Genomic DNA, 22,040 nt, shown 5'->3' with positions numbered 1-22,040 from the left:
AAACCCCTATCTGCGCATGCAGGTAGGGGTTTTGTGTTTGTGGCCCCAGCAAACCATCGCAACACCCTCGCCAGCTGCGTGTGCATCAAGACTTTTTCGCAGCCAAAACGCTCAATTCAACTCCCCTCGCTTCAAGAGAACGCTACTGCTGGCCGATAACCCATAGGGTCGCAGCGATGCTCATCACGGTTTCAAGAGAAATCCCTTGCTGGCTGATGGCTAACCGCTATCATCTGCGCGCCGTAAAGGGCAGTGAAGCTGATCTTGTCCGTGCGTTCGCCTTTAGGTTCTTCTTCTTAAATTGCCTGGAAATCTTCGATGCTGTCGTATCACCAAAAGAGTTTTCTGATCGTCGATGATTTCTCGGATTTCCGCAGTTCGGTCAGGTCCATGCTGCGGGAGTTGGGAGTCAAGGATGTGGACACGGCCGACACTGGCGAACAGGCACTGAAGATGTGTTCGCAGAAATCCTACGATTTCATCCTGCAGGACTTTCACCTGGGCGATGGCAAGAAGAACGGTCAGCAGGTGCTTGAAGACCTGATGATCGACAAGCTGATCAGTCATGAAAGTGTATTCGTGATGGTCACTGCTGAAACCAGCCAGGCCATGGTGCTCAGCGCCCTGGAACACGAACCTGATGCTTACCTGACCAAACCCTTCAACCGCTCCGGCCTGGCCCAACGCCTGGAGCGACTGGTGCAGCGCAAGACGTTGCTCAAGCCGATACTGCAGGCCCTCGACCGTGGCAAGCCGGTTGAAGTGCTCAATGCCTGCATCGCCTTGTGCAAACAGGACATCCGCTATTCGCCATTGTGCTTGCGCTACCGCGCCGACGCCCTGCGCGACCTCAATCAGAATGAGGTCCTGGAGCGTCTTTACGACGGCATCATTGCTGACCGACCCTTGCCGTGGGCGTTTGCCGGGCTGGGCAAGTTGCTGTTCAAGCGCGGCCAGGTCAACCAGGCAAAAGCCCTCTACGAAAAAGCGCTGAAGGTGTTCCCGATGATGCCGGCGCTCTACGATGGCATGGCGCAGGTGCTGGTTGCTGAAGGGGATACCAGGGCCGCCCAACGCGTCCTGGAAGAGGCGATTCGCTTGTCGCCACTGGCTGTGCGCAGACAAGCACAGCTGGGCAAACTGGCCATGGTCAATGAAGATTTTGACACCGCATCCAAAGCTTACCGCCAGGCGGTTGCCCAGGGTGCCCAGTCACGTTTCAAGGATGCGGAAAGCAACCTCGGACTGGCTCACGCCTTGATCAGCAAGGGCAGTGAAAAAGGCCTGGATACCCGCACTCGTCTTGAAATCAACACGACCCTGAGTGCGGTGGCCAAGGACAACCCCTCTGATCCCGGTCTGCAAATCAGGGCGCGATTGATGAAGGCGACCAGCCTGTTGATCAACGATGCCGAAACCGCGGAAAAACTGACCGAGCAAGCGATCTTGCGGCTAGATGGCATGGAGCAGTTCATGAGCGCCGAAGCGGCGCTGTTGGTCGCCAAGCAATTGCAGATGCTGGGTCAGGCCAATGCGGGCGCTTCGATGTTGAAAAACTGTGCGGAAATCTACGGCGACGATCCCGCCGTGATGAAGGGCATCGCCAAGTTGACCGACGATCCGAACATCCTCAACTCCGGTAACGTGGCGGCCGATCTCAATCGCCAGGGCGTGCGCGTGTACAAGACCGGTGACCTGGTGCAGGCCCGGGGAATATTTCGCAAAGCCCTGGCACTGCAGCCCAAGAACATCAGCATCGCGCTGAACCTTGCACAAGCGTTGTTGCATGGCACCGACACCAATGTTCCTTCCGCGGAAATGGTGGAATGTCGGGCCTGCCTGAAAATGGTCGGCTTGATGCCGGACACTGACTCGCGTTTTGCGCGTTATAAAAAGCTCAAGAACAAGGCATTTGGCGAATGAATGACCACCAACAGGCACTGGATTTCTCGACGGTGATTGCTTCCACCGTACACGACATGAAGAACTCGCTGGCCATGCTGATGCAAGCCCATAGTCAGTGCCTGGCGAGCTTGCCGGCGTCAGCGCGCCTTACCCCCGAGCAAGGTGTGATCGAGTTCGAGTTCGCACACCTCAACGGCATGCTGGTGCAGTTGCTCGGCCTGTACAAACTGGGGGTTAACCAGATGCCCCTGCAGCCGGCCTACCACGAACTGGATGACTTCATAGAAGCGCAACTGGCTTGCCATCAGGACGTGTTTGCCAGCCGCGGTATTGCCGCCACGTTTGAAGTCGATCCCCTGAGTCCTCTGGGTTTCTTCGACCGCGAGCTGATCGCTTCGGTACTGGCCAACAGCATCAACAACGCAATTCGTCATGCCCGGCAGGCGGTGTTGATCAGCGCCAGCGACGAAGCCGGGCAACTGGTCCTGACCATCAACGACGATGGTGACGGTTATCCCCCACAGATGATCGAGCGCCAGGCGGAGTACGTGCAGGGTATCAACCACAGCACTGGCAGCACCGGCCTGGGTCTGTACTTTGCCGACCGGATTGCCGCGCTGCATCAACGTAACGGCGTAGGCGGACGTACGGAAATCAGCAATGGCGGCCCTCTCGGCGGCGGTGTCTTCAGGCTCTATCTTCCTTGATCCAGGTGCCTGCTACATTTTTGAGCATCGTGCTTGATATTCCGAACACGCGGAGCCTATTTTGTACGAGTTGCCGCTCGCGGCTCGTATAAACAAGGATTGCGTCATGACAACCGATGACCTGGGCTCACTCGCGCAGCGATTGACCGGCATTGATGAGATCGAATGCGTCACGCCGGACTTGAATGGCGTACCACGGGGCAAAGTAATGACGGCCGAGGGCTTCCTGGAAGGACGTCGTCTGCAGTTGGCACGGGGTGTGATGCTGCAATGCATCATGGGCGGATATCCGCCGGCGCGTTTTTACGGTAGCGATGACGGCGACCTCGCGCTGGTGCCTGATCCTGCGCAGATCCACCGCCTGCCCTGGAGCAATCACCCTCGGGCATTGGCCATCTGTGATGCGTACGAGTTGACGGGCGAAAGCTCCAATCTGTCGACCCGAGGCCAGCTCAAGGCAGTCATCGCGCGTTACGCAGCCATTGGCCTGGCACCGGTGGTGGCCACCGAGCTTGAGTTTTTTGTCTTCGCTCCCAATACCGATTCGACCCAGCCCTTCCAGCCCCCGACGGGCCTGGACGGTCGTCGCGAGGAGGGGCATTCGGCATTCAGTGTCAGTTCCAACAATGGTCTGCGGCCGTTCTTCCGCGAGGTCTATGAATGCATGGTGGCGCTAGGCCTGCCTCGCGACACCTTCATGCACGAGATGGGCGTCAGTCAGTTCGAAATCAACCTGCTGCACGGCGATCCCTTGCTGCTGGCCGACCAGACATTGCTGTTCAAGCATATGCTCAAGGAAGTCGCACTCAAGCACGGCCTGATCGTGGTTTGCATGGCCAAGCCATTGGCGCACACGCCAGGCAGTTCGATGCATATTCACCAGAGCATCGTCGAGATTGATACGGGGCGGAATGTCTTCAGCGACGAAACCGGTCAGCCGAGCGCGACGTTCCGTCATTTTATCGGTGGTCAGCAAGCGGCCATGGCGGATTTCACCGCGCTGTTTGCGCCGAACGTGAATTCGTATCAGCGCTTGTGCCATCCCTTTGCATCGCCGAATAATGCCTGCTGGTCCCATGACAACCGGTCGGCCGGCTTGCGCATTCCCGCCAGTTCGCCGGTTGCTCGTCGGGTCGAGAACCGCCTGCCGGGGGCTGACGCCAATCCGTATCTGGCGATTGCGGCGAGTCTGGCGTCCGGGTTGTATGGCATCGAACACCAACTGCAACCCGATGAGCCGATCCAGGGTGAGTTCCAGGTGCCGGATAAACTTTCATTACCCTGTACCTTGCATGCAGCACTGGAGCGTCTGAAACGTAGCCAGTTGGCAATGGAACTGTTCGGCAAGGAGTTCATCGAAGGCTACATCGCTTCGAAGACCATGGAATTGACCAGTTTCCAAGATGAAATCACTCCCTGGGAGCGGCGCGTCCTGGCTGCCCAGGCCTGACGAAATGTCGACACCGGGCTATCGTTTGAATAGCCCGTCACTCACTGCAAGGAGCCGCTCGTTGCGCCAAATCTGGAAGTCCTTTCGAGCGCTTTATTTCGCTTCGCTGATGATGTTGATCGGCTCGGGCCTGTTGAGTACTTACCTGGCGTTGCGCCTGGCTGCCGATCATGTCGACAGCCTGTGGGTCGGTGCGTTGATGGCGGCCAACTATTTCGGCCTGGTACTGGGTGGCAAGATCGGCCATCGGTTGATTGCCCGGGTCGGACATATACGAGCGTACTCGGCCTGTGCCGGGATCGTCGGCGCGGCGGTACTGGGCCATGGCCTGGTGAACTGGTTGCCTGCCTGGTTGTTCCTGCGGGTGATCGTCGGTCTTGGCATGATGTGCCAGTACATGGTCATCGAGAGTTGGCTCAACGAGCAGGCCGAAGCCAAGCAGCGCGGGCTGGTGTTCAGCGGCTACATGATCGCCTCCTACTTGGGGTTGGTGCTGGGCCAGTTGATCCTGGTCATGCACCCGGGCCTGGGCCTGGAACTGCTGATGCTGGTGGCGCTCTGTTTCACCCTGTGCCTGGTGCCGGTGGCCCTGACCCGACGGATTCACCCGGCGCCTTTGCATCCCGCGCCCATGGAGCCGCGGTTCTTTTTGAAACGCGTGCCGCAGTCATTGAGTACCGTCCTGGGGGCTGGGTTGATTGTCGGTTCCTTCTACGGCCTGGCGCCGCTGTACGCCTCTCAGCAAGGATTGTCCACGGAGCAGGTCGGCCTGTTCATGGGTAGCTGCATTTTTGCCGGGCTGCTGGTGCAGTGGCCATTGGGATGGTTATCCGATCGCTATGACCGGGCGCTGTTGATCCGCTGCTTTGCATTCAGCCTGGCGTTGGCCGCCTTGCCCCTGGCGATCATGGAGCAGGTGCCGCTGGAGGTTCTTTTCGTCGCCGGGTTCCTTTGCTCGTTGGTCCAGTTCTGCCTGTATCCGTTGGCAGTGGCTTTCTCCAATGACCATGTCGAGGGCGATCGGCGGGTATCGTTGACGGCAATGTTGCTGGTGACCTACGGCGTGGGTGCCAGCATCGGGCCGCTGGTGGCGGGTGTGTTGATGAAGTTGTTCGGCAGCCAGATGCTCTATGCATTCTTCAGTTTCTTTGCGTTGGTGCTGGTGTGGCGAATTCGTCCGAAAGCGGTGACCAACCTGCACCAGGTGGACGACGCTCCGCTGCATCACGTCGCCATGCCGGACAGTATGTCGAGTTCGCCTCTGGTGGCGGCCCTCGATCCGCGGGTGGATGAGCAGGTGGTACAGGACCAGATGCAGAATCCGGTTTCTCCCGAGCCGAGTGCGCAACCGGAGTCTGAGCCGGAAACGGATCAACCGCCTCAGGAACCGGATTCAGGCAGGGAGCAGAGTTTTACCGAAGCCAGGCCATAATAATTCAGGTAAAAAAAACGGGCAGTCACCACAAGGAGCTGCCCGTTTTTTTTTTGCTGGAGACGTTGTCTCAGAAGTCGTCTTTATCGAAGCGCCGCGCTTCGCGTTGCAGCTGGTAGACGAACCGCTCGACCTGACGCTGCACCAGCCCGCTCATGTTGTGGAAGCGCACGCCGGCGAAAGTGGTGGAGATCTTTTCTTCGAAGTGCAGGTAGCGCAGTTCGACCGGCGCCGTCATTTTGCCGAAGGGCAAGTCGGCGTTGAAACGGTCGTAGACCTGACCCAACTGCAGGCTGCCGGTGATGTCGCCCTCGAAGCGCAACTTGCAGCCGGTGGCGGAAATGTCCAGCAGCTTGCCGCTGATCGATGCCTTGAGCTTTTCACCGTCCAGATTAACGTTGACCAGTTGCGCCAGTTTCAAGGCAGCACGGAATGCATTGCGCCGCTGGTGATAGACGACCTCATCGGGCAGGGTGCCACGGTAGCAACGGCTGCCATTGGATTCGTCGATGCTCAGCTGGCCATTGCTTTCCCACGCGATGCGCACACCTTCATGAAAACCTTCGACCTTATAGGGTTCGCCGGCCAGCAGGAAACGTTCGCCATCGCGGGGAATCATTTCGTCCAGGGCAATCATGTTGCGTTCACGATCCAGGTCCACCAGATAACTCTGGAAGCGCTGGCTGCGCTCGTGGAACGTGATGATCAGCGGGTCATGGCTGTCTAGGAGCTGGCGCAAATTGCCGGAGATTTCCAGGGGGGTGCTGAGCACCTTGGGTGGCTGCGGCGCATCTTCCGCGTTTAAGGCATTGGACACGGTTAATCAATCTCCAGACAAATTTTGACTACGGCTAGCGGCATTTTGCCAGCATGTTTCGCGTCTTGATAGAGTGTGCTTATCGCCAGGCTCAAGCCTGACTGAGCGGGCGTGGTTTCACAAGCCTGGAGAATGATCCGCTGGCGTCATAGAGCGCGGGGTGTTCACCGCCGTTAAGGATTCTCAGCTGGGTGGCCGTGGCGGCCTGCTGTACCAGGATCGATTGTCCATTTTTGGCGTTGGCGGCGTGGCATTGGGCCAGAAGGTCGGTCAGCACATCGCTTTGCGCCAGCAATGCATCGCCGACGCTCGATTGACTGGCCAGCTGCTCCAGCCCGCTGCGGTTGGCTGGCAGGTTCAGGCGGGTGAGAATCTCGGTGCGCTTACGGCCATGCTGCTCGAGCTCGATGATCATTGCCTGCTTCTGCGCCAGAATCTCTTCCAGCAACTGCATGTCACGGCCATGCAAGGCGAGGGATTCGGTGCGCAGTAACTCCAGCAAACGTTGCGCTGGAGCAAGGTCGTCGGTGATCAGTTGCAGTAAATTAGTATCGTGCATGGCTGGCCTTGGGTTTAAGCGTCCAAAAGCCAGCGCGGGCCGAGGCCTAGCGCTGGGCTTCGAAGTTGAGCAGTTTGCTGGCTACACGGTTGCTGTCGACTTTATAGCTGCCATCGGCGATGGCTGCTTTCAACTCGGCCACTCGGGACTTGTCGACGACAGGCTGATCGCGCAGCGTATCGGTGATCTTCTGCAACTGTTGCGCCTCATTGCTCAGGTGTACCGACTCTCCGCTTTTGACGGTACTGGCCTGTTCGGCCGGGATAGCAGGCTCGGCAGGCTTGCCGGTTTCGGCAGTTTCCCTGGCGGCGCTGGTACGTGTACTGCCCGTGAGCGACGGGGAGCTGTTCAATCGGCTGAAATCGATGACCATGGTAAAAACCTCTGGGGAATTTGGACGCTTGCCATGTTTTCGGCCATTCCCTGAAAAACTTTAGGCTCATTTATCAAATGAGCGTGCGCGCGCCAGCGCTTGCCTTGCCTGGCTCACAGTTTAGGGAACCGCCGAGGTCGGCGCCACTTCTTCACTCCCGTTGAGCCCTACATGGACACTTCCACCTGGCCCGGCGCAATGACCTGAGCCTTGATGACCCGTTTGGAATTGAGGTTCTTGACTCGAATCTGTTCGCTCAGGCCACCCCCTGCCAATGCCTCGCCGGGCATTCGCACGCTGAGCGTACCACTGCGGGCGGTAATCACCACCTGGTCGCCCTTGCGTATGACTTCCGCCTGTTCGATGTGCACCAGGCTGATGACCTGATCATTGACCATTGGTCGGGTAAGTCGCTGGCCCACGGCCTGGTCCACGGATGTCAGGTAACCCTGGTTGAGCAGGCTGATATCGCGCTCACGCAGCATGACGTCTTGCGGTTCGACAATGCCGGCGCGACGCAGGGGCCGGGTGGTGGTGACAACCTCGCGAAACAGGCGTACTTGAGCGGGCACGAAGACGGTCCAGGGGGATGTTCCCTCGCAGCGAACCTTGACCGTTACGCGGCCCAAAGGCTTGGCCGGACTCTCCAGGGTGGCTGTCAATTCCTTGTCACACATCGGCATGCGCAGGCGCGGATCGAGTGGATTCACCTGGATCTCGTAGCGACCTGAGGTTTGACTGGTCGCCAGATAGTCCTCTACGGTGAATTCAAGAAAGCCCTGGGTGACGCCGATAAGCATGTCAGGCAAGGTAACCGCGTCAGCAAGGGCAGGGCTGCCAGCGTTGAACAGGCAAACGGCCGACAGCACCCCGAGCCATTGGCGGCATGGGGTGGTCAGACGGCGGAAAAATGTCGGTTCTGTGTTCATGACAAGATAAAAAGCAAGCGCCGTGCCGTTTAGTGATGGAGGCGCGTCGCAACAACACTTAGCGTTGGCGTAGGAGTCAGGCATGGCTGGTGTAATGGATTCGGTAAACCAGCGCACGCAACTGGTGGGGCAGAATCGCCTTGAGTTGCTGTTGTTCCGTCTCGACGGCCAGCAGCTGTATGGGATCAACGTGTTCAAGGTGCGAGAGGTGTTGCAATGCCCCAAGCTGACGTTGATGCCCAAGTCCAGTCCTGTCGTGTGTGGCGTGGCGAATATTCGGGGGGCAACGATTCCGATCCTTGACCTGGCGATGGCGACCGGTTCCGGTGGCTTGAAGGACAAGGGCAATCCCTTCGTGATCATCACGGAATACAACACCAAGACCCAGGGATTCCTGGTGCGCTCGGTGGAACGCATCGTCAACATGAACTGGGAGGAGATTCATCCGCCACCCAAGGGCACGGGGCGCGATCACTACCTGACGGCGGTGACTCGGGTTGATAACCAACTGGTCGAGATCATCGACGTCGAGAAGGTGCTGGCGGAAGTGGCGCCGACGCCGGAAGCGATTTCCGCCGGTGTGATCGATGTCGAGACCCAGCACAAGGCGCTTTCCTTGCGTGTGCTGACGGTCGATGACTCGTCGGTGGCGCGCAAGCAGGTGACCCGTTGCCTGCAAACGGTCGGTGTCGAGGTGGTGGCGTTGAACGACGGCCGGCAAGCGCTGGATTACCTGCGCAAACTGGTCGACGAGGGCAAGCGGCCGGAGGAGGAGTTCCTGATGATGATTTCCGACATCGAGATGCCGGAAATGGACGGATATACCCTGACGGCTGAGATCCGCAACGACCCGCGCATGCAAAAGCTTCATATCATCCTGCATACTTCGTTGTCAGGTGTGTTCAATCAGGCGATGGTCAGGAAAGTCGGTGCCGATGACTTCCTGGCCAAATTCCGCCCTGATGACCTGGCATCCCGGGTAGTCGACCGGATCAAGGCAGCAGACATCAGCTAGGGGCGTTCGGCCCCCGGCAGTCAACACGATTTTAGAGGCGGCAGCATTGTCTACGGGTAATTTGGATTTCGAACAGTTCCGGGTGTTCCTGGAAAAAGCCTGTGGCATTTTGCTCGGTGAAAACAAGCAGTACCTGGTCTCCAGCCGTCTCAACAAACTGATGGAGCAGCAGGGCATCAAGTCCCTGGGTGAGCTGGTCCAGCGCATTCAGACCCAACCGCGCAGCGGGTTGCGCGAAATGGTCGTGGATGCGATGACGACCAACGAAACCCTGTGGTTTCGTGATACCTATCCGTTTGAAGTCTTGAAGAACAAGGTGCTGCCCGAAGCGATCAAGGCCAGTCCCGGCCAGCGTCTGCGGATCTGGTCGGCGGCATGCTCGTCGGGTCAGGAACCGTATTCGCTGTCGATGTCCATCGATGAGTTCGAGCGGTTCAATCCCGGGCAGTTGAGAATGGGCGTGCAGATTGTGGCCACCGACCTGTCGGGCACCATGCTGAACAATTGCAAGACAGGCGAGTACGACAGCCTGGCCATCGGTCGCGGCCTGTCACCGGAGCGGCTGCAGCGTTATTTCGATCCCAAGGGGCCGGGACGCTGGGCTATCAAGGCGCCGATCAAGAGCCGCGTAGAGTTTCGTTCCTTCAACCTGCTGGACAGCTACGCGAGCCTTGGCAAGTTCGACATCGTGTTCTGTCGCAACGTGCTGATCTACTTCTCCGCCGAGGTGAAGAAGGACATCCTGTTGCGCATTCACAGCACTTTGAAGCCGGGCGGTTATCTGTTCCTCGGTGCTTCCGAAGCGTTGAACGGATTGCCGGATCATTACCAGATGGTCCAGTGCAGCCCGGGGATTATTTACCAGGCGAAATGATTTTATTGGTGTATGGAAAACGGGAGTCCTCAGGGGCTCCCGTTTTTTATGCCTGATGATTTCTGCCGGTAGCGCTTGCCCCTTGTGGGAGCTGGCTTGCCCGCGAAGACGTGGTGTCAGCCGACATCTAAATTGCTGACACACCGCTTTCGCTGGCAAGCCTGCTCCTACAGGGGCGGCAGTGTCCTTTCGACCGTGCCAAGCGGCAGAAAAGCGGCAGCCAGCGGAAACCGGTTGCCGCTTTTCTGTCGTTGCCGCAGGGGCCGGTGCCCGCAAAGCCCCGGTTTACGGGGTTTTCTTAATTGGCATGACGCTTGCTATGTCCATCCTACGAAAAATCAGGCACCCGAAGGTTTCCCGACATGAGCATCAGCTTCGATAAAGCGCTCGGTATTCACGAAAAGGCATTGGGCTTCCGCGCCCAGCGTGCCGAAGTCCTGGCCAACAACATTGCCAACGCCGACACCCCGAACTACAAGGCGCGGGACCTGGAGTTCTCGAAAGTGCTCGAGGCGCAGAACGACAAAGCCAAGAACAGCACCTTCGCCTTGAACATGACCAACAGCCGTCATATCGAAGCCCAGGGCCTGGGCAATGGCGACGAGTCGCTGATGTACCGCACGCCGATGCAACCGTCGATCGACCAGAACACCGTGGACGCTCAGTTGGAACAGTCGAACTACGCGGAAAACTCGGTCAATTTCCAGGCCAGCTTCACCCTGCTCAACAGCAAATTCAAAGGGCTGGTGTCAGCCCTGCGCGGAGAGTAATTCATGTCCCTGTCCAGTGTTTTCAACATTGCCGGTAGCGGCATGAGTGCCCAGACCACGCGCTTGAACACCGTGGCCTCGAACATCGCCAACGCCGAGACTGTCTCGTCGAGCATCGACCAGACTTACCGTGCACGTCATCCGGTGTTCGCCACCATGTTCCAGGGAGGCCAGGCCGGTGGCAGCGATTCGCTGTTCCAGAATCAGGACGCGGCCGGTCAAGGCGTACAGGTGCTGGGCGTGGTCGAGGACCAAAGCAACCTTGAGGCACGCTACGAGCCGAACCATCCGGCTGCCGACGCCAAGGGCTATGTGTACTACCCGAACGTCAACGTGGTGGAAGAAATGGCGGACATGATTTCTGCGAGCCGTTCATTCCAGACCAACGCCGAAATGATGAATACCGCCAAGACCATGATGCAGAAGGTCCTGACCCTCGGTCAGTGATAAGGGGCGACTCAGATGAGTGTTACCGATACCACCAGTGGCTTGAGCCTCAACGACATCCTGGCGAATTCGTCGATCAAGACCAATACCAATGCCGATAGCCTGGCATCGGCGGCGGGTAGTGCCACGGGCAAAAAGGCCTTGGGCAAGGACGCGTTCCTGCAGTTGCTGGTCACCCAACTGAAAAACCAGAACCCGCTGGAGCCTCAGGGCAACGGCGAGTTCGTGGCGCAGCTGGCGCAGTTCAGCAGCCTGGAAGGCATCACCACGCTCAACGATACCGTGTCCGGCATCGCCGGCAACTACAACTCGTCTCAGGCGTTGCAGGCTTCGTCACTGGTCGGGCGCTCAGTCATTGCGCCGGGCGACAAGTCCGTGGTCGATACCACGAAGGGTATGACCGGTTCGGTTGTGATACCGCAGTCGGTGGCTGAAGTGGCGGTGAAAATCACCGACAAGGATGGCAAGACTGTCCGCACCATCAAGCTGGATGATCAGCCAGCCGGCACCAGCAGCTTTACCTGGGATGGCAAGGACGATGCCGGTACGGTCGTCGAATCGGGGACGTATACCTTCGCGGCGAACACCACCATCGATGACAAGGGCGTGGCACTGGTCACCAACCTGCCGGCAACGGTCAACAGCGTGACCATCAGCCAGACCGGCGGTGAGTTGATGCTCAATCTGGCCGGGCTCGGCAGTGTCGCCCTGTCCAAAGTGCAAACCATTGGTATATAGAGCCGGCTAACGCGGCACAAAGGAGTGGATCATGTCTTTTAACATCGGCCTTAGCGGTCTCTATGCCGCCAACAAGCAACTGGACGTCACCGGCAACAACATCGCCAACGTTGCGACCACCGGCTTCAAATCGTCCCGCGCAGAATTCGAAGACGTGTACTCGGCGTCCAAGCTGGGCACGGGCAGCAAGGTTACGGGTAGCGGCGTGCGCCTGGCTAACGTTTCGCAACAATTTACCCAGGGCGATATCAGCGCCACCGGTAACGTGCTGGACATGGGCATCAATGGCTCGGGCTTCTTCGTATTGAACAACAGCGGCTCGCTGTCCTACACCCGTGCCGGTACGTTCAAGGTCGACAAGGAAGGCTACGTTACCAACAGCGACGGTACTGCGCGGCTGCAAGGCTACGGTGTGGATGCCAATGGCAAGATCGTCAATGGCGTATTGACCGACCTGCGCATCGACACGTCTAACCTGGCGCCGAAATCCACCACCACGGTATCGTCGACGATCAACCTGAACTCCACGGCTGCGGTGATCGATCAGACAGTGGCGGTCAACAAGTTCGACCCGAGCAAGGCGGAAACTTACACCAAGAAGTTCACCACGCCGGTTTTTGACACCCAAGGCAACCAGCACACCATGGATCAGTACATGGTCAAGACCGGGCCGAACACCTGGGATACCTACACCCTGATCGATGATCGCAACCCGGACGGTAGCGATCCGACGGACGTTGCAACACCGCCAATTGCTTCGACCATGACCTTCGACACATCGGGCAAGTTGGTATCGGTCAGCACGCCGGTGCCACCCACAGTGCCGCCGACCGTTCCAACGCCTGCGCCAGTGATCGGTAATGAGCTGAAAATTACCAACTGGACCCCGGGTACAGTCAAGGATGGTGTCTGGACATCCAATGGTGCAGCCGCAGATCCGGACGGCCTGACCATTGCCATGGGCAACACGACTCAGTTCAACGCCGACACCGCACGCTCCATTCCCGCGCAGAACGGTTACGCCACAGGTCAGATCACCAACCTGACCATCGACGGCAGCGGTGTGCTGTTGGCCAACTTCAGCAACTACCAGACCAAGCCTATTGGCCAGCTGGCATTGGCCAGCTTTACCAACGAACAAGGTCTGCAGCCTGTCGGCGGTACCAGCTGGAAAGAAACCTACGCCTCGGGCATCCCGGGTTACGACGCGCCGGAAACCGGCTCTCTGGGGACGATCCGTTCCAACTCCCTGGAAGAGTCCAACGTCAACGTGACCAATGAACTGGTTGACCTGATCAAGGCGCAGAGCAACTACCAGGCGAACGCCAAGACCATCTCTACCCAGAGCACCATCATGCAGACCATCATTCAGATGGCCTGATGCGGGCTGGTTGAAAGCGCTGTACAAGGAGCCCCTCGCCAGAGGGGCTTTTTTTTAGATCAAAAGAAAACCCCCGACAAGCCAGGGGCCTGTCGGGGGTTTGCTGTTAGCGGCTCAGCTTATTGGCAAGCTTCGCAATCCGGCTCGTCGATGGCGCAAGCCTTCGGCACTGGAGCAGGACCTGCCGGAGCGGCCAGGACCGAATCGTCACCGTGGTTGCCGCCGCTGGAAACAGCGTTCAGCTTACCGGTGTTGATGGTCGACTTCTCGGTGCTGGTCGCAGCCAGGGCACGGAGGTAGTAAGTGGTTTTCAGACCACGGTACCAGGCCATGCGGTAGGTCACGTCCAGCTTCTTGCCCGAAGCGCCGGCGATGTACAGGTTCAGCGACTGGGCCTGGTCGATCCACTTCTGACGACGGCTGGCCGCGTCGACGATCCACTTGGTGTCCACTTCGAACGCGGTCGCATAGAGCTCCTTGAGTTCTTGCGGGATGCGCTCGATCTGCTGCACCGAACCGTCGTAGTACTTCAGGTCGTTGATCATGACCGAGTCCCACAGGCCGCGAGCCTTGAGGTCGCGAACCAGGTACGGGTTGATCACGGTGAATTCGCCCGACAGGTTCGATTTCACATACAGGTTCTGGTAGGTCGGTTCGATCGACTGCGAAACGCCAGTGATGTTGGCGATGGTCGCGGTCGGTGCGATGGCCATGATGTTCGAGTTACGGATACCTTTCTGTACACGGGCGCGAACCGGTGCCCAGTCCAGGGATTCCTTCAGGTCGACATCGATGTACTTCTGGCCACGCTGCTCGATCAGGATCTGTTGCGAATCCAGCGGCAGGATGCCCTTGGACCACAGCGAGCCCTGGAACGTCTCGTAGGCGCCACGCTCGTCTGCCAGGTCGCAGGAGGCCTGGATCGCGTAGTAGCTGACCGCTTCCATCGACTTGTCGGCGAACTCGACGGCAGCGTCGGAACCGTAAGGGATGTGCTGCAGGTACAGCGCGTCCTGGAAGCCCATGATGCCCAAACCGACCGGACGGTGCTTGAAGTTGGAGTTCTTCGCTTGCGGCACCGAGTAGTAGTTGATGTCGATCACGTTATCGAGCATGCGCACGGCGGTGTTCACGGTGCGTTGCAGCTTGGCGGTGTCGAGCTTGCCGCCCACGATGTGGTTCGGCAGGTTGATCGAGCCCAGGTTGCAAACGGCGATCTCGTCCTTGTTGGTGTTCAAGGTGATCTCGGTGCACAGGTTCGAGCTGTGGACCACGCCGACGTGCTGCTGCGGGCTGCGCAGGTTGCACGGGTCCTTGAAGGTCAGCCATGGGTGGCCGGTTTCAAACAGCATGGACAGCATCTTGCGCCACAGGTCTTTGGCCTGGATGGTCTTGAACAGCTTGACCTTGCCCGGGTACTCGGTCAGGGCTTCGTAGTACTCGTAACGCTCTTCGAAGGCCTTGCCGGTCAGGTCGTGCAGGTCCGGTACTTCGGACGGCGAGAACAGGGTCCACTTGCCGTCATCGAAGACACGCTTCATGAACAGGTCAGGGATCCAGTTGGCAGTGTTCATGTCGTGGGTACGACGACGGTCATCACCGGTGTTCTTGCGCAGCTCGATGAACTCTTCGATGTCCATGTGCCAGGTTTCCAGGTAGGCACACACGGCGCCTTTGCGCTTGCCACCCTGGTTAACGGCAACGGCAGTGTCGTTCACGACTTTCAGGAACGGTACGACGCCCTGGGACTTGCCGTTGGTGCCCTTGATGTACGAACCCAGCGCACGAACCGGGGTCCAGTCGTTGCCCAGGCCGCCAGCGAATTTCGACAGCATGGCGTTGTCGTGGATCGCGTGGTAGATGCCCGACAGGTCATCCGGCACGGTGGTCAGGTAGCAGCTCGACAGCTGTGGACGCAGGGTACCGGCGTTGAACAGGGTCGGGGTCGAGGACATGTAGTCGAAGGACGACAACAGGTTGTAGAACTCGATCGCACGGTCTTCTTTCTGTTTTTCTTCGATCGCCAGGCCCATGGCCACGCGCATGAAGAAAATTTGTGGCAGTTCGAAGCGGATACCATCCTTGTGGATGAAGTAACGGTCGTACAGGGTTTGCAGACCCAGGTAGGTGAACTGCTGGTCACGCTCGTGGTTGATCGCCTTGCCGAGTTTTTCCAGGTCGAAGTCGGCCAGGACCGGGTTCAGCAATTCGAATTCGATACCCTTGGCGATGTAGGCAGGCAGGGCCTTGGCGTACAGGTCGACCATCTCGTGGTGGGTCGCGCTCTCGGCGACACCAAGGAAGCCCAGGCCTTCGGCACGCAGGGTGTCCATCAGCAGGCGGGCGGTCACGAAGGAGTAGTTCGGCTCACGCTCGACCAAGGTACGGGCAGTCATCACCAGGGCGGTGTTGACGTCGGTCAGGGCCACGCCGTCGTACAGGTTCTTCAGGGTTTCGCGCTGGATCAGGTCGCCGTCGACTTCTTCCAGGCCTTCGCACGCTTCGGTGACGATGGTGTTCAGGCGGCCCATGTCCAGCGGCGCGAGGCTGCCGTCGGCGCGGGTGATGCGGATCGACGGGTGAGCGTCGACCGCTTGCTCGGCCGGAGCGTGGGCAGCGCGTTCTTTCGAACGACCGTCACGGTAGATCACGTAGTCGCGGGCCACTTTCTGCTCGCCGGCACGCATCAGGGCCAGTTCGACCTGGTCCTGGATTTCTTCGATGTGGATAGTGCCGCCCGATGGCATGCGACGCTTGAAGGTGGCAGTGACCTGTTCGGTCAGGCGCGCCACGGTGTCGTGGATGCGCGACGAAGCGGCAGCAGTGCCGCCCTCAACTGCGAGAAACGCTTTGGTGATGGCGACGGTGATCTTGTCATCGGTATAAGGAACGACAGTGCCGTTACGCTTGATCACGCGCAGCTGACCAGGCGCGGTGGCGGACAGATCCGAATTCGAATCAGCAGCCTGCGGCAAGGTGCCCTGCGGGTTCTCGCGAGTTGTGTCGGTTTGCATGGGGGGTCTCCACATTCTCTATGTTTGTTTGGGCACCATCACGGTGCCCACCGTTCTGTCCTGAAGCACTACAACCGACGTGGGTGTCGGGCATAACAACTTCGGGACAGTAGGAAAAAGGCTGATGAGGCCGTCCGTGCCGAAGTTTGGGTGCGAGCTTTTGCTCGATACCGCATTCCTTTTCAGGTGTCAGTAATGACTGCAACACCCGTACCGTTTTCCCCCACTTTGGGTCGAAATACAGTAGCCATCCGCACGCGCGGTTTGGTCTTCGAAAAATACGTTTGGTTCAACCGGAAAGACGTATGAAAAGCGCTTGAAATTGCTGTCCGGTTTGTGTTTGGTTTTTAGCGTAAAACCCTACATGTAGGGATTTTTGAATGCGCGGGCTACAAGATAATGCGTTTTGGGGGGCGAATGCAACGTGCTGCCTGTGGATAAACTGTGCGTAAATTGTGTGTGAAAGAGGGAACCGGCGTGTAGGCCGCGACCTAGCTGGATTGAAGCTTTTTTCAGTGATTTTTAACGGCAGAAAATGACTGATCAGAATTTTAAGGGCGCGAACCCTATCACAAAAAACGCTGTTCTCCGAACGCATTTACCGGCTTGTGTTCTGCGTGGGCGACGTTTATACAATCGGCCAGCATGTATGCAATTTATCCTCCCCTATCATTACAAAAAGACGGGCGGATCCTTCCTTATGAGCGTTTCTGGCAAGTAGAGGTCACCGGTGGAGCAAGAAGCCTGGCAGGTATTGATTGTTGAGGACGATCAGCGTCTGGCCGAACTGACGCGCGATTACCTGCAAGCCAATGGCCTGCGTGTCTCGATCGAAGGCAATGGTGCCCTGGCCGCAGCCCGCATCATCAAGGAACAACCGGACCTGGTGATTCTCGACCTGATGCTGCCGGGCGAAGACGGCTTGAGCATTTGCCGCAAGGTTCGCGACCGTTATGACGGCCCGATCCTGATGCTCACCGCGCGCACCGACGACACCGACCAGATCCTCGGCCTGGACCTGGGGGCCGACGACTACGTGTGCAAGCCGGTGCGCCCGCGCTTGCTGCTGGCGCGCATCCAGGCCTTGCTGCGACGCAGTGACGCGCCGGAAGCCATCCCGGAAAAACAACGGCGCCTGCAGTTCGGCCCGCTGGTGGTGGACAACGCCTTGCGCGAAGCCTGGCTGCATGACAACGGCATCGAACTGACCAGCGCCGAGTTCGACTTGCTCTGGCTGCTGGTTGCCAACGCCGGGCGTATCCTCTCCCGGGAAGAGATCTTCACCGCGTTGCGCGGCATCGGCTATGACGGCCAGGACCGCTCCATCGACGTTCGCATCTCGCGCATCCGCCCCAAGATCGGCGATGACCCGGACCACCCGCGACTGATCAAGACCGTGCGCAGCAAAGGCTACCTGTTTGTCCCCGAGGCCTGCGTAGACCCGACCCTGTGAACTCGATCTTCCTGCGTATCTACGGCGGCATGTGTGCCGCGCTGATACTGGTGGCGGTACTCGGTGTGCTGGCCTTGCACCTGCTCAATCAGGTGCGCGGCGAGCAGTACCGCGAACGACTGGCCCACGGCACGTTTTCGCTGATGGCCGACAACCTGCAACCGATGAACCCGACCGAGCGCCGCCGGGCCCTGTTGGTGTGGGAGCGGCTGCTGGGGATTCCGCTGGCGCTGAAAACCTTTGCCCAGACCGACCTCGACCTGACCCAGCGCACCCGCGTATTGCGCGGCCAGGCCCTGGTGGAGCAGACCGGCCCGCATGCGGCCAGGGTTTATCGACTGGTCAGCGACAAAGAGCAGCTTGTTCTCACGGGTGAGGTCCAGCAGATCAGCGAACAACTCGCCCGGGCGACTATCTATCTGTTGGCGGACGAACTGGTGCGCTACCCGGTGGGCGAGCAACCGGTGCGCCTGGCGCAATTGAAGCAGGACAAGGGGTTTGGATTCGATTTGCGCCTCGTCACGGTCCAGGACGCCGACATGGACGAAGACCAGAGCCGTCGAGTGTCAGAGGGCGACACCGTGATGGCGCTGGGCAAGGAGGGCGATTCGATCCGGGTGTTCGCCGGCATGGTCGGCACGCCGTGGGTGCTGGAAATCGGCCCGCTGTACCAGATGAATCCTTATCCGCCTGAATGGCTGGTGCTGATTGCCGCCCTGGGGCTGAGCCTGATCGGCTTGATCGTGTATCTGCTGGTGCGGCAACTGGAACGCCGCTTGCGCGGGCTGGAAGCGGCAGCCACGCGGATCGCCAAGGGCAGCCTGGAAACCCGTGTGCCGGCGCGTGGTGCGGACTCGGTGGGGCGACTGGCGTCGGCGTTCAACGGCATGGCCGAGCACCTGCAACAGTTGCTGGCCATTCAGCGCGAGCTGGTACGTGCCGTGTCCCACGAATTGCGTACGCCGGTGGCACGTCTGCGGTTTGGCCTGGAAATGATCGGCTCGGCCAAGACCCCGCAAGACCTGGAAAAATACTGCGAAGGCATGGACCACGATATCGAGGACCTCGACCGTCTGGTCGACGAGATGCTGACTTACGCGCGACTGGAACAAGGCTCGCCCGCCCTGAACTTTCAGCGTATCGATCTGGATGCCTTGGTCAATCAAGTGATCGAAGAGCTGGCGCCCTTGCGCGCCGACGTCACGGTGCAGCGAGGATTGTGCCTGTCGGCCGCCGACTGCGACGACGCCTGGGTCGAGGCCGAGCCGCGCTACCTGCATCGGGCCCTGCAGAATCTGGTGAGCAATGCCATGCGCCACGCACAATCGCGGGTCACCATCAGTTATCAGGTGGGGCAGCAGCGTTGTCGGGTGGATGTCGAAGATGACGGGCCGGGGGTGCCGGAAATGGCCTGGGAGAAAATTTTCACGCCGTTCCTGCGCCTCGACGACAGCCGGACCCGAGCCTCGGGCGGCCATGGCTTGGGATTGTCGATCGTGCGGCGGATCATCCATTGGCACGACGGCCGGGCGTTGATCGGCAAGAGCAAGAGCCTGGGCGGCGCGTGTTTCAGCTTGAGCTGGCCGAGAAACCAGGAAAAGCGCTGAGCTCCCGGTCACCCGCAACGTCACAAATCCCTTGTAGGCGCTGGCTTGTCGGGTCGCCGCATCGCAGCGATGAGGTCCTGACAGACAGCAATAAACGTCAGGCCTTTATACTGACCAGACTCAACAACTGCCCATCCTTGACCCCGAACTGCGCATCCAGCTCGGTGCCGTTACGCCATTCACCCGACAGGTCAGTCAATAGCCGCAACCGCACCTCACCTGAATCGGTCCACTCCAGCACCTCGGCGTGTTCAAAGTAGAAACGTTGGCGCACGATCGGGTAGAGCGCCTTGAACAGGCTTTCTTTCACTGAAAAAGTCAGGGTGACCAGCAACGCCAGCTGATCGCGACGCCCGGCGGCCATGCGCTGCAGTTCCGGCGGGGTAAGGATTTCCCCAGCCAGGCGTTCGGCGCGCTCGACATTGAGCAGGTTTTCCATGTCCATTCCCAGCCCGCGCCAATGGGTTTTCTTCGCGACGATCGCCGCGGCCCGACCGGTGCTGTGGGTGATGGAGCCAGTGATGTGCGCAGGCCAGACAGGCGCCCGGTCATCGCCGATGGCCGGGCTGAAGTTCAGGCCTTCCAATTGTTGCAATGCGGCGCGGGCGCAGATCCGCCCGGCGAGAAATTCTGCCTGGCGCTTGGCGACCGAGCGCTGGATGCTCGCGGGTGCCTCAATGGCGCTACGCTGGAAATCATCGCTGAGCAGTCGCGACGTATCGAAGTGGGTACTCAACAGCACCGCATCGGGCAGCACCACCGGCAGTGGCCAATGGGCATCGAGGGGCGTGCAGCAGACGGGCAGGGCGGGGACGGGATTCATGTCGGGCATTTTGCCGGGTTGCCTTGATGCTGGGTAGTCCTGATGCCAGGCATCGCGGGCGATGTGTCTCGCCCGCGATGGCCGTGCGGCGGTCGATCGTTTAGCCAAAGATCTTTTTGAAGAACGCCTGCATATCCGCCCACGAGCGTTCGTCCGCAGCCTTGTCGTAGCCGATATCCGGCCCACCGTGATCGCCATGGCTTAAGCGATCGGCGTCGGGATTGCTGAAACCGTGCTTGGCGCCGTCGAGGCTGACGAACCGGTAGTCGGCGCCGGCCTTGTCCATCTCGGCCTTGAAGGCAGCGACGTTTTCCGGGGTTACCAGACTGTCCTGGGCGCCGTGTTCGACGAGGATTTTCGCCTTGACGCTACCCGGAGTCGCTGGGGTATTGGTGACCAGCGCGCCATGGAAACTCACGACCCCGGCCAGGGGCACACCCTGACGCGCCGCGTTGAGCACCACGCCACCGCCGAAGCAGTAGCCGATGGCGGCCAGCTTGTGCGGATCGGTTTGCGCCTGTTGTTTGAGCAAGTCGAGTCCCGCCTGGAAGCGCGCGCTGGCGATCGCGTTGTCCTTGAGCACGGCTTGCATGAAGGCCATCGCATCCTTGGGGTGCTCGGTGTTCTTGCCATCGCCATACATATCGATGGCCAGAGCGCTGTAACCCAGGCCGGCGAGGTCGCGGGCGCGCCGCTTGGCGTAGTCGTTCAAGCCCCAGAACTCATGCACCACCACGACGCCAGGGCGCGGGCCTTTTATCGCGTCATCGTAAGCGTAATAGCCAATCATCCGGGTGCCGTCGCTACTTTGATAAGGGATTTCCTGAGTCTTGATGGTGGCCTGGGCCAGCCCGCTGGCGGCGAGCAAGAAGAGGGCGAAGAGCATGCGCATGGTCGGATCTCCTACAAGAAAATCATCAAACAGCTCGGTGGATATGGTTCAGCTCAGGTTAAGTGCGTGTTCAGGGTGAGTTCAGGGCGGCGTGAGTACTCTTGCCTCGTAGCCAAAACAACACGAACTCACGCACGAACTCACGAGGAGTTTCACTCATGACTGGATTCAAAAAATTGCTGCTGGCATTCACCGTTTTCGGCGCGAGTACCGCAGCGTTCGCTTCCACCGACAATTTCGCCAGCCTTACTTATGGGCAGACCAGCGACAAGATCAAAAAATCACATGCCTTGAACGATAACCTCGACCGTCCGAACGCCGACGGCGTAATTGGCAAGGACAACACCTGGGGCTTGCGTCTGGGCCAGCAAAATAACCAAGGCCGTTACTACGCCACGTACGACAACGTGTCGGGATCGCACAATGGCATTAAACTGCGTCAGGAAAACCTGCTGGGCAGCTACGATCTGTTCCATCCGTTGGCTGCCAGCACCAAGCTGTTCGGCGGTGTCTCGGCCGGGTTGACCAAAATGACCCAGGAATCACCCGGCTTCAGTCGCGACAGCGACATCGGTTACGCCATAGGTGCACAGGCAGGCATTCTGCAACAGGTTTCGCAAAACACTTCGGTTGAACTGGGGTACCGTTACCTGCGCAGCAACGCCGGCACCGAAATGAGCGAGCGAAGTGGTAGCAAACAGGGTTCGCTGAGCTTGACCAGCAGCGCGCAGACCTACCTCTCAGCCAACTACGCTTTCTAAAACCGTGTGTGACAGGCTGCAGCGGATAAATCCAAGAGATTGATCCGCTGCAGCCTGTCAGTCATCGAGGTGCGTCGATCGTGCCTCTGGAGT

At 59.1% G+C, this 22,040-nt stretch carries 20 protein-coding genes; 13 read left to right on the top strand and 7 right to left on the bottom strand.

What is annotated here, in order from left to right; genetic code table 11:
* The first annotated feature begins 318 nt into the window (after positions 1-318).
* The 4 genes from NQL71_RS27510 (at position 319) to NQL71_RS27495 (ending at position 5,494) form a co-directional block, all read left to right on the top strand.
* Complete coding sequence (locus NQL71_RS27510) at positions 319-1,923, top strand: tetratricopeptide repeat-containing response regulator (RefSeq protein WP_046817761.1); 1,605 nt, start codon at positions 319-321, stop codon at positions 1,921-1,923.
* The gene (locus NQL71_RS27505; RefSeq protein WP_046817760.1) at positions 1,920-2,612 is read left to right on the top strand and encodes a sensor histidine kinase; all 693 of its coding nucleotides are present in this window, start codon (positions 1,920-1,922) and stop codon (positions 2,610-2,612) included. The genes NQL71_RS27510 and NQL71_RS27505 overlap by 4 nt, the downstream gene beginning before the upstream one ends.
* A 208-nt stretch (positions 2,613-2,820) precedes the next feature.
* A complete protein-coding gene (locus NQL71_RS27500) occupies positions 2,821-4,062 on the top strand; it encodes a glutamine synthetase family protein (RefSeq protein WP_274643668.1) in 1,242 nt (413 codons plus the stop codon).
* Positions 4,063-4,123: 61 nt separating this feature from the next.
* A complete protein-coding gene (locus tag NQL71_RS27495; RefSeq protein WP_077185605.1) occupies positions 4,124-5,494 on the top strand; it encodes an MFS transporter in 1,371 nt (456 codons plus the stop codon).
* Between the two features lie 70 nt (positions 5,495-5,564).
* Here the strand turns inward: NQL71_RS27495 and NQL71_RS27490 are convergent, their stop codons facing one another.
* The 4 genes from NQL71_RS27490 to flgA all read right to left on the bottom strand — a co-directional run bounded on the left by NQL71_RS27490 (position 5,565) and on the right by flgA (position 8,172).
* A complete protein-coding gene (locus tag NQL71_RS27490; RefSeq protein WP_046817757.1) occupies positions 5,565-6,311 on the bottom strand; it encodes a flagellar brake protein in 747 nt (248 codons plus the stop codon).
* Between the two features lie 91 nt (positions 6,312-6,402).
* Positions 6,403-6,870: a flagella synthesis protein FlgN gene (locus tag NQL71_RS27485; protein WP_274643667.1), complete on the bottom strand. Its 468-nt coding sequence runs from the start codon at positions 6,868-6,870 to the stop codon at positions 6,403-6,405.
* 46 nt (positions 6,871-6,916) lie between these two features.
* Complete coding sequence (flgM, locus tag NQL71_RS27480) at positions 6,917-7,243, bottom strand: flagellar biosynthesis anti-sigma factor FlgM (RefSeq protein ID WP_046817755.1); 327 nt, start codon at positions 7,241-7,243, stop codon at positions 6,917-6,919.
* A 167-nt stretch (positions 7,244-7,410) separates the two neighbouring features.
* Positions 7,411-8,172, bottom strand: a complete 762-nt coding sequence (flgA, locus tag NQL71_RS27475; protein WP_046817754.1) for a flagellar basal body P-ring formation chaperone FlgA — start codon at positions 8,170-8,172, stop codon at positions 7,411-7,413.
* An 82-nt stretch (positions 8,173-8,254) separates the two neighbouring features.
* Here flgA and NQL71_RS27470 point away from each other — a divergent pair, with 82 nt between their 5' ends.
* The 6 genes from NQL71_RS27470 (at position 8,255) to flgE (ending at position 13,397) form a co-directional block, all read left to right on the top strand.
* Positions 8,255-9,187, top strand: a complete 933-nt coding sequence (locus NQL71_RS27470) for a chemotaxis protein CheV (RefSeq protein WP_046817753.1) — start codon at positions 8,255-8,257, stop codon at positions 9,185-9,187.
* Between the two features lie 46 nt (positions 9,188-9,233).
* Complete coding sequence (gene cheR / locus NQL71_RS27465; RefSeq protein WP_046817752.1) at positions 9,234-10,061, top strand: protein-glutamate O-methyltransferase CheR; 828 nt, start codon at positions 9,234-9,236, stop codon at positions 10,059-10,061.
* A 362-nt stretch (positions 10,062-10,423) separates the two neighbouring features.
* Positions 10,424-10,831, top strand: a complete 408-nt coding sequence (gene flgB / locus NQL71_RS27460) for a flagellar basal body rod protein FlgB (protein ID WP_274643666.1) — start codon at positions 10,424-10,426, stop codon at positions 10,829-10,831.
* Positions 10,832-10,834: 3 nt separating this feature from the next.
* Positions 10,835-11,278: a flagellar basal body rod protein FlgC gene (gene flgC / locus NQL71_RS27455; RefSeq protein ID WP_042607186.1), complete on the top strand. Its 444-nt coding sequence runs from the start codon at positions 10,835-10,837 to the stop codon at positions 11,276-11,278.
* A gap of 15 nt (positions 11,279-11,293) precedes the next feature.
* Positions 11,294-12,016, top strand: coding sequence for a flagellar hook assembly protein FlgD (gene flgD / locus NQL71_RS27450; protein ID WP_046817751.1), 723 nt, complete (start codon positions 11,294-11,296; stop codon positions 12,014-12,016).
* A 31-nt stretch (positions 12,017-12,047) separates the two neighbouring features.
* On the top strand, positions 12,048-13,397 hold the full coding sequence (flgE, locus tag NQL71_RS27445) for a flagellar hook protein FlgE (protein WP_046817750.1): 1,350 nt from the start codon (positions 12,048-12,050) through the stop codon (positions 13,395-13,397).
* 119 nt (positions 13,398-13,516) lie between these two features.
* Here the strand turns inward: flgE and NQL71_RS27440 are convergent, their stop codons facing one another.
* Positions 13,517-16,411 (bottom strand): ribonucleoside-diphosphate reductase subunit alpha, encoded by a 2,895-nt coding sequence (locus tag NQL71_RS27440; RefSeq protein ID WP_077185607.1) that lies wholly within the window; start codon positions 16,409-16,411, stop codon positions 13,517-13,519.
* A 730-nt stretch (positions 16,412-17,141) separates the two neighbouring features.
* Here NQL71_RS27440 and NQL71_RS27435 point away from each other — a divergent pair.
* Together NQL71_RS27435 and NQL71_RS27430 are read left to right on the top strand one after the other, a co-directional pair.
* The gene (locus tag NQL71_RS27435) at positions 17,142-17,864 is read left to right on the top strand and encodes a winged helix-turn-helix domain-containing protein (RefSeq protein WP_046817748.1); all 723 of its coding nucleotides are present in this window, start codon (positions 17,142-17,144) and stop codon (positions 17,862-17,864) included.
* Positions 17,861-19,471, top strand: a complete 1,611-nt coding sequence (locus tag NQL71_RS27430; RefSeq protein ID WP_046817747.1) for an ATP-binding protein — start codon at positions 17,861-17,863, stop codon at positions 19,469-19,471. Before NQL71_RS27435 ends, NQL71_RS27430 begins: the two co-directional genes overlap by 4 nt.
* Before the next feature lie 97 nt (positions 19,472-19,568).
* Here NQL71_RS27430 and NQL71_RS27425 read toward each other — a convergent pair whose 3' ends face one another.
* On the bottom strand, positions 19,569-20,294 hold the full coding sequence (locus NQL71_RS27425; protein WP_201343614.1) for a 4'-phosphopantetheinyl transferase family protein: 726 nt from the start codon (positions 20,292-20,294) through the stop codon (positions 19,569-19,571).
* Between the two features lie 100 nt (positions 20,295-20,394).
* A complete protein-coding gene (locus NQL71_RS27420; RefSeq protein WP_046817745.1) occupies positions 20,395-21,186 on the bottom strand; it encodes a dienelactone hydrolase family protein in 792 nt (263 codons plus the stop codon).
* A 158-nt stretch (positions 21,187-21,344) separates the two neighbouring features.
* Between NQL71_RS27420 and NQL71_RS27415 the strand changes: the two genes are divergently transcribed.
* On the top strand, positions 21,345-21,947 hold the full coding sequence (locus tag NQL71_RS27415) for a hypothetical protein (protein WP_077185608.1): 603 nt from the start codon (positions 21,345-21,347) through the stop codon (positions 21,945-21,947).
* The last annotated feature ends 93 nt before the right edge of the window (positions 21,948-22,040 follow it).

This window comes from Pseudomonas serbica (assembly GCF_028823535.1).
GTDB lineage: Bacteria > Pseudomonadota > Gammaproteobacteria > Pseudomonadales > Pseudomonadaceae > Aquipseudomonas > Aquipseudomonas serbica.
Note: the sequence above shows the minus strand (reverse complement) of the source record. Positions and strands in the feature narration are given on the sequence as shown.